Genomic DNA, 4,283 nt, shown 5'->3' with positions numbered 1-4,283 from the left:
TTCGTCGCCGACGTCGTCCACGAGGGCGACGCTCTCGGCGACGATGGATTCCTGTTCTTTCGACGGCCACGCGTTACGCGGGTAGTACTCCGTGAGGAACTCCTCTCGCTCGTCGGCGGTGGCTTCGTCGACGCGCTTGAGATAGTGGTTCCCCATAAAGTCCGCGAACGTGCGGACGTTCGCGGCGTGATCGGGGCCGTACTCGGCTTCGATCGCCTCGACGATCGCCTGATTCGCCTCCTCGACGGCGTCCCAGTCCGCGCCGTGGTCGGGTCCCGACAGCGACACCTCGACGGCGCGGTCGGTGTCGTCGATCCGATCGAACTGCACCACGCCGTCGTCGACCCACTCCTCGGGGTAGAGGACGAGCGTGTCGTCCTCCTCCCGGACGCGCGCGGTGAAGTCGTGCTCGTCGACGAGTTCGTCGCGGCGCTCGCGGTAGGCCGCCTCGGCCTCCTCGACGGCCGCTTCCTCGACCAGTCTCGTCAGCCGCTCGCTCTCTTCGACGACCTCCGCCGGGATCTCCTCGGTCGCCTGCCCCGCCGGATCCCCGTCGGTCGCGCGATCGTCCGCACGCTCTCGCCCGCTCGTTTCGGCCCCGCGTTCCGCTGAGTCGTTGTCACCCATCGTCCAGCGCCTCGTTCGCCAGTGAGTCGGCGCGCTCGTTTACCTCTCTCGGTACGTGCTCGATCGACCAGCGGTCGAACGAACCGAGCAGTTCCAGCACCCGCACGCGGCGCTCCCTGAGTTGGGGGTTGTTGGTGTCGTACTCGCCGCGCACCTGCCGGACGATCAACTGTGAGTCCCCGCGGACGTCGACCTCGTCGAACCCGTAGTCGCTGGCGACCTCCAGGGCGCGTTCGAGCGCGGCGTACTCCGCGCGGTTGTTCGTCGTCTCGCCGATCCGCTCACCGCCCTCGGCGACGATGCCGTCGCTCGTGACGATCGCCCACCCGATCGCGGCGGGTCCGGGGTTGCCGCGACTCGCACCGTCGAAGTACACGTGTGCGCGGCCGCCCGCCTCCGAGCGGAGGAGCGCGAGCAGGTCCGTCGGCCGCGACCCCTGCACAACGACCTTGTCGTCGTACGCGACGGCGGTCGCGTCGCCGCGCTCGGCACGCCACTGTTCGTATTCGGTGTTTCCCGACTCGACCGCGACGCCCGCGGCTTCGAGCCGCTCGCGGGCGACGTCGGGATCGAGGTCTACGCTCGGCATACCGGACGGACTCGGAGCGGACGAAAGAAGGATTCGATGCCGGCGGCGCGCTCGCGTCTGCCGGTTCGAACCTGTCGGGGAGAAAGAATTATGTCGGAGTCGCTGGATCCTCTGGCGTGTCCAACGCTGTCGAGCGAAACGAGGGGGACGTCGGGGCATCGCTGCTCGCCGAACTGGCGGAGCGCGAGGAGGTGGTCGACGACGTCGCGCGGAACGCGGCGGACGTCGAGGCCCACACCGAGACCGTCGAGGTGACCACGCACGACCGCCTGCGGGTTTCGGACACCCAACGTCGCGAGGTGCTACCGAAGTCAGAGTACGAACGCAAATCGGGCAGTCGCGTTTCGATGGCGAATCGGTGGCGAGAGGCTCCGAGCGGATTCGCCGCGAAGACTGTCAGGTACATCACCGACACGACGCCTTCGGAGTGCTCGCGGTGCAGCGGCTCCGGACGGAAGTCGTGTCCCTCCTGTAGCGGGTCGGGAACGGAGACCTGCTCGGACTGTGCGGGGGACGGCCGCGTCGAGTGTGCCGAGTGCAGCGGTTCCGGGAAGAGCGCCTGTGCCACCTGTAACGGCAGCGGGACCGTCACCGAGTCCGAGGAGCGACAGTGCGAGCGCTGTACAGGCGGTGGCAGCATCGAGTGCCCGGACTGTCTCGGCCGCGACGACGACTGTCCGAACTGCGGGGGCGCTTCGACGGTCACCTGCCCGGACTGCGATGGCGACGGCGTCGTCGAGGGTGACGTCTCCGAGACGTGTCCGGACTGCGGAGGCGACAAACGGACGGTGTGCGGGACCTGCAGCGGCGACGGGACGACCCGATGTCGAACCTGTTCCGGGGACGGGGACGTCACCTGCGAGGAGTGCGACGGCGCGGGAGACGTCGAGTGTGACCGCTGCGACGGCGAAGGTCAGACCGCGAAAGCGACGCTCGGGGAGCTTTCCTTCGAGCGCAATCAGCAACTCGACACCGACGCCGATTCGATCCCCGGAGCGGCGTTCCGACGGGGGGACGGCACAGAAATCGAGACGACGCACCCCGTCGACGGCGACAGGCCCGACGGATCGGGGTTCGGAAGCCACCTGTACCGTCACCGGATCGCCCGCTCGCGGGCCGACTGCGAGTCCGCCGCCTACAGCTACGACGGGAAGCGCTACTGGGTCGCCCGGGTCGACGGCGACCTCCGATACGAGGACTTCCCGAACGATCCCGAGCACCTCGAACAGTCGATCGACGAGGCGAAGGACAACGACGTCTTCCGACTGCGACCGCAGGTCGGAACGCGAGAGGCGGTGGCGACGAGCGCGAGACGGCTCGGCCTCGACCTCGCGAAGTTCGTCGGCGTCGCGGTCGCGCTGGTGATCGTCTTCATCGTCGCCGCCATCGTCGCCTCGATCGGCGGGATCTTCGGACAGACTGTCCAGAACGTGCTGTTCTACTTCATCGGGACCGTCGCCAGCGTCGGGTTGGCCGTCGGCGTCTTCACGATGTGGTGGGACGACCGCGAGACGAACGACGGGCCGGGTGCGAGTCGCTCGCCGTACTCGCGGTGGGACCTCCTGTTGCCGCTCGCAGCGGGCGTCCTCGTCGGTGCCGCGTTCGTCGGATCCGTCGGCGGCGAACTCCTCCGCTGGCAGGCGGCGATGCTCGTGATGGGCCTGTGGGCGGGCCGCGTGGGGACGTGGCTCGACTACGAGGGGAACCGGCTCGCGTACGTCGCCAGCCAGCGGAAGGCGCTGCTCGATCGGCTGACCGTCGACGACGACACGCTCGCGAAGCACGGGCTGCGCGATCGACTCCCGCCGGCCGAGTGGACGCTCGGCCCGACGTTCTACCGCCGGGCGGGGCTCGCCGTGTTCGCGCTCGGGTGGGGCGGCAGCGCCGCCGTGTTCTGCCTCCTGTTCCTGGCGAGTTTCATCTCGATCGACACCGCCGTCGTCAGAGCGTGGGTCCGGCCGTTCGCGGCCGGATTCGTCCTCGTCACCGCCGCCGGGTTGGCCTCGACGCTCGTGCCGCGGGTCGTCGACTGAGCGCCCTTCGAGTCCCTCCCGTGCCAGTTCGGCACCGTCGATAGCGACGTGACCACGGGTTCGTCCACCGAATCCGGCAAAGGGTTTAAATTTCGCGAGACAGCGAATATAAAAATGCGATGACACGGCCCACCCGCCAGCGGGAACAGAACGGTGAGCGGACGCGATGGCAGGGAGCGCAGGAGGACGAAGACGAGGCGGAAGACGACATCGACATCGAGGAGATGGACGAGGAGGACCTCGTCCGAACGGGTGACGGAGAGCTCATTCACGAGCCGACGGGCATCGTCGTCGAGGAGGAGCAGATCGATCCAGGGCCGGAGTGGCGGGCGTTCAACCACTCCGAGCGACAGGAGAAGTCGCGCGTGGGCGCGCCGACCACGCAGACGATGCACGACAAGGGGCTGACGACGACGATCGACTGGAAGGACAAAGACGCCTACGGCCGGTCGATCTCCTCGCGCAAGCGCTCGCAGATGCACCGGCTCCGGAAGTGGCAGGAGCGCATCCGCACGAAGGACGCCGGCGAGCGCAACCTCCAGTTCGCGCTCTCAGAGATCGACCGGATGGCTTCCGCGCTCGGCGTCCCGCGCTCGGTCCGGGAGGTCGCCTCCGTCATCTATCGCCGCGCGCTCAACGAGGACCTCATCCGCGGCCGCTCCATCGAGGGCGTCGCCACCTCCGCGCTCTACGCCGCCTGTCGGAAAGAGGGCATCCCGCGCTCGCTGGAGGAGATCTCCGACGTCTCGCGGGTCGACAGAAAGGAGATCGGGCGGACCTACCGCTACATCTCACAGGAGTTGGGCCTGGAGATGCGCCCGGTCGATCCGAAGAAGTACGTCCCGCGGTTCTGCTCGGAACTCGACCTCTCGAAGGAGGTCCAATCGAAGGCCGACGAGATCATCGAGACGACCGCCGAGGAGGGGCTGCTCTCCGGGAAGTCGCCGACGGGCTTCGCCGCGGCGGCCATCTACGCCGCCTCCTTGCTCTGTAACGAGAAGAAGACCCAGCGAGAGGTCGCCGACGTCGCGCAG

4 protein-coding genes are annotated in these 4,283 nt (G+C 68.2%); 2 read left to right on the top strand and 2 right to left on the bottom strand.

Annotation, left to right across the window (positions count from 1 at the left end; translation table 11 throughout):
* Both ACP99_RS18790 and rnhA read right to left on the bottom strand, forming a co-directional pair.
* Window positions 1-627 (bottom strand): DUF7108 domain-containing protein (locus ACP99_RS18790; RefSeq protein ID WP_049988046.1); only part of this gene is annotated, 627 nt, incomplete at its 3' end.
* Window positions 620-1,216 (bottom strand): ribonuclease HI, encoded by a 597-nt coding sequence (rnhA, locus tag ACP99_RS18785; RefSeq protein ID WP_049988045.1) that lies wholly within the window; start codon window positions 1,214-1,216, stop codon window positions 620-622. The genes rnhA and ACP99_RS18790, both read right to left, overlap by 8 nt.
* A gap of 116 nt (window positions 1,217-1,332) precedes the next feature.
* Between rnhA and ACP99_RS18780 the strand changes: the two genes are divergently transcribed.
* On the top strand, window positions 1,333-3,249 hold the full coding sequence (locus ACP99_RS18780) for a hypothetical protein (protein ID WP_049988044.1): 1,917 nt from the start codon (window positions 1,333-1,335) through the stop codon (window positions 3,247-3,249).
* A 119-nt stretch (window positions 3,250-3,368) separates the two neighbouring features.
* The coding region (locus ACP99_RS18775; RefSeq protein ID WP_049988043.1) for a transcription initiation factor IIB at window positions 3,369-4,283 on the top strand (915 nt) is incomplete at its 3' end.

This window comes from Halobellus rufus, assembly GCF_000739575.1.
In the GTDB taxonomy this organism is placed as follows: domain Archaea; phylum Halobacteriota; class Halobacteria; order Halobacteriales; family Haloferacaceae; genus Haloquadratum; species Haloquadratum rufum.
The sequence above is the reverse complement of the archived record's forward strand: the minus strand, read 5'-3'. Positions and strand labels throughout refer to the sequence as shown.